5 protein-coding genes are annotated in these 3,502 nt (G+C 46.1%); 3 read left to right on the top strand and 2 right to left on the bottom strand.

Translation table 11 applies throughout. The features are described 5' to 3' along the window. Positions 1 to 122: 122 nt before the first annotated feature. Complete coding sequence (csrA, locus tag Q0294_RS13130) at positions 123 to 335, bottom strand: carbon storage regulator CsrA (protein WP_299466000.1); 213 nt, start codon at positions 333 to 335, stop codon at positions 123 to 125. 528 nt (positions 336 to 863) lie between these two features. Further along, the gene (locus Q0294_RS13125) at positions 864 to 1,289 is read right to left on the bottom strand and encodes an HU family DNA-binding protein (RefSeq protein ID WP_299465998.1); all 426 of its coding nucleotides are present in this window, start codon (positions 1,287 to 1,289) and stop codon (positions 864 to 866) included. Positions 1,290 to 1,640: 351 nt separating this feature from the next. Between Q0294_RS13125 and Q0294_RS13120 the strand changes: the two genes are divergently transcribed. The 3 genes from Q0294_RS13120 to rsmD all read left to right on the top strand — a co-directional run. Then, a complete protein-coding gene (locus tag Q0294_RS13120) occupies positions 1,641 to 2,177 on the top strand; it encodes a response regulator (RefSeq protein WP_299465995.1) in 537 nt (178 codons plus the stop codon). Between the two features lie 135 nt (positions 2,178 to 2,312). Next, complete coding sequence (locus Q0294_RS13115) at positions 2,313 to 2,900, top strand: FHA domain-containing protein (protein ID WP_299465992.1); 588 nt, start codon at positions 2,313 to 2,315, stop codon at positions 2,898 to 2,900. A gap of 77 nt (positions 2,901 to 2,977) precedes the next feature. Further along, positions 2,978 to 3,502, top strand: a 525-nt coding sequence (gene rsmD / locus Q0294_RS13110; protein ID WP_299465989.1) for a 16S rRNA (guanine(966)-N(2))-methyltransferase RsmD, incomplete at its 3' end; no start/stop codon positions are given.

The following is a 3,502-nucleotide window of genomic DNA, read 5'->3' as shown; positions in this document are numbered from 1 at the left end:
TCCATCTTCTCTAAAAAAACTTTTGAATATGCCGCCTGAACTGAAAAACGAACTGGAAACCAGTGGATAAAAAAAGCCGCTCTCAGGCGGCCTAGGTATTCATAATTGCACAATTCAGAAGTTTATTGCAATAGCTCGGTGGTGTCGCTCTCTGCTTCAGGAACGGAATTCTGTTCGTTTTGAATTGCTTCATAAACTTCGCTACGGTGAATGGGCACCTCGCGGGGAGCCTCGATTCCCAAGCGAACCTTGTCACCGCGTATCTCGACGATCGTTATGACGATGTTCTCATCAATCACGATTTTCTCATTCTTCTTGCGGGATAAAACTAACATGCCATTTTCTCTCTCAGGATGCCTAATGCATCCCACGTAAATAGAAATGAGGTGTTTTCTGGTAGGTTAAACACCACAGTCATCAATCAGTTATAAAACCGATCAATCACTTACGCTGAGATTTTACATGCCCACATTTATACCGTCAAGAGGCTGGTGCGACGCACGGACGCGCACATGCCCGCAGCGACACACAAAAAAGAAGCACATTCTAGATGGAGGTTTTACACTTTAAACGTAAAGTATGCTGAAAAACACACTTACGACTGCATCCGCTTACTCGGACAGAGCAAGATTCATCTCCACAAAAAAACCCGAATTTTCAAATAAAAATTGCTTTTACGAGCTTTTCATCTGAAACGACTCTCATTTTGGAGAAAATTCGAGTAACTTTCAGACAGGTGAGACAACAGATAACATCAGCGATGTACATCTTAAACTGTATATCAGAATCATGCAAGACGCAGCCTCCCCCAGGGGAAACTGCATCTTCATGTTCTGATTTTCAGATGCAAGGCTGAGAGTGTATTAGACCATCTCTTTCAGAGCTTTGAGAGGTCGAACCCTGACGACATTCCGGGCTGGTTTGGCAGCGACCTGCATCATTTCACCAGGCTTGAATGGATTAGGGCGGGTTGTTGCTTTTGTGGCAGGTTTCCGCTGAACCTGAATTTTGAGAAGTCCTGGAACATTGAAGACTCCAGGACCACGTTTCCCAAGATTTTTGGAAATCAGTGAGCTGAGTTCATCAAGAACAGCAGTGACTTCTTTCTTAGTGAGTCCAGAACCTTCAGCTAATGCATTGAGGATCTCTGTTTTGGTAAGTGGCTTTTCTTTCGTAGTAGCCTTTGCTGCCATCGTGAACTCCTGATATTGGAATTTGAAAATGAAAGAAGTGGGGTACCACCTCGTCATAGTGAGTTGCCAAATTTGCGTTGTGTTCGAAAAAAACAAGGTGCTCTCTTCGAACCAAGGGTAAGTAAAGTGATCTTAATTCCAAAAGTCAATGTGTTTACCCCTGTTTTTCAGGACTTTTTGGCATTTCCGTCGTTTTTTTTATTTTGCCGTGCCATTTGTTTGTGACTTTGAGATAATCAATTTCACGCTTTTATTCTGTGAACTCTCCAATAATATCCACGAACTTCTATTGACGGGTCACCGTTTTTACATACTACCACTTTTTCCAGCTTGATCGTAGCGGCTGACAAATTCACTACAGAAATCGCGATCAGGAAACGAAAAGTCCGACCGAATCGGGAAAAAAAGGGAGTCGCTCAGATGGCTACACAGGAAATAAGTTTCGACATGACAGCGAAGATAGTGAATCACATCCTCGTTGTAGAAGACGAACAGGACACCGCACTGTTCCTGAAAACATTACTCGAGGAACATGGCTACCATGTGACACTCGCGAAAGATGGAGGTCAGGCCCATTCCGCATTTGTCATGCACAAACCTGATTTTGTGATTCTGGATTTGATCATGCCCCAGGAAAGCGGATTTGAAATCTGCGAACGAATGAAACAGAAAGAAAGCCATACCCCCATTCTGATTGTCACAGCAATTGACTCGTCCGATTCGCGCCAGTTGGCAACACGCGTCGGTGCAGACGGTTATCTGCTGAAACCATTTGATCCTGCCGAACTGCTGGAATTAATCAAAGAGATTTCCAATGATCTCTGGGAGCGGGAACACCTTACACCTTCCAGTAATCTTTCAGACGAACGCATTCATTTTTTATGTCGCTGTGGTAAAAAACTGAAGGTTCGCAGGAAGCACCGCGGACGCACGATGACCTGTCCTGCGTGTAACGAAGCACTGGTGGTCCCCCTGCATGATTGAGTGCATCGTTCCCATTTTAGATCAACGGTGTTATTTTATAAAAACATTCACAGCCTGCCCCGTTACATCAATCACGTCAGCAAAAGAATACAACCTGCCATTGGATATCATCCGTTTCATTATTTGAGGACCCGCATGCCAAAATTCATTATTAAAACGGGGAAGTATCAGGGAAAAACGCTGAAACTGCCTGAAAGAAATATCACGATCGGCCGCGAGCTGGAATGTGACATTCGCGTCGCTGATTCCGATGTCAGCCGTAAACACTGTGAACTGTTGATACGCGACGGCGAAATGTTTGTGGTTGACTTAAACAGCCGTAACGGCACCTGTGTGAACGATATTCGGATCAAAGCAGAGACACCGCTTCAGCCCGGAGACCAGCTGCGTGTGGGTCCGATGGTGTTTGAATTAGCGGGAACCGGAAAAACCGTCAGAAAAACGATTAATAAGCCCAGTAACCTGACGCCGGAAACAGCCGCCCCGCTGTCTGATGATGACATTTCAAACTGGCTCGCTGAAGAAGTGAATGAAACTGCGCCTGCCCCCGGCGATACCACGATTTTTCCCACATCAATGGCTCCTGCTGCCGAACCCGCCCCGAACATTCCCCCCAAAAGCCTCAAAGACAGGAAAGAATTTCACTCGGTCGCCGAGGAAGCTGCTGAGATTATTAAAAAACACTGGGAACGCGTTGCACAAAAAAAGCGGGAAAATGAATAATGCTTCTCATTGCTGCCAGGCCTTTATACAATCCGGGTTTAAAGTAAATTCAACACCTTTATTGAATCGACAGAGCAGTGCGTATTATTGCAGGAAAATATCGTCGGCGAAAACTACAAGTTAATCCCGGGATGACGACCCGCCCCATTACCGACTTTGTGAAAGAAGTCCTCTTCGAATGGCTGGGGGAAAACGTCAAAGGCAAACGTGTGGCCGACATCTATTCGGGTACGGGATCGCTGGGACTGGAAGCACTCAGCAGAGGCGCCACCAGTGTTGTTTTCCTGGAACAGGACCGCAAGGCGCACGAACTGCTCAAACGCAATGTAGAAAGCATCGGCGCTGAAGATGAAACGCTGTGCTGGCGAACCGACGCCCTGCTCTCCTCGTTCCGACCTAAAAATGTTCCGGATTTTGTTCCCTTTGATCTAATCTTCTTTGATCCCCCTTACAAAATGCTCGACGATCTCAAACCCGGTTCAAAATTATATGAATCGCTGGTGCGACTGGGGCGGGATAAGGTCTCGTCTGAAAACTGCCATCTGATTTTGAGAGCGCCCCGCGATGCCGAGTTTCAATGTCCGCCTGTATGGGAAGAATAC

The sequence above is a fragment of the uncultured Gimesia sp. genome, assembly GCF_937919775.1.
In the GTDB taxonomy this organism is placed as follows: Bacteria; Planctomycetota; Planctomycetia; order Planctomycetales; family Planctomycetaceae; genus Gimesia.
Note: the sequence above shows the minus strand (reverse complement) of the source record. Positions and strands in the feature narration are given on the sequence as shown.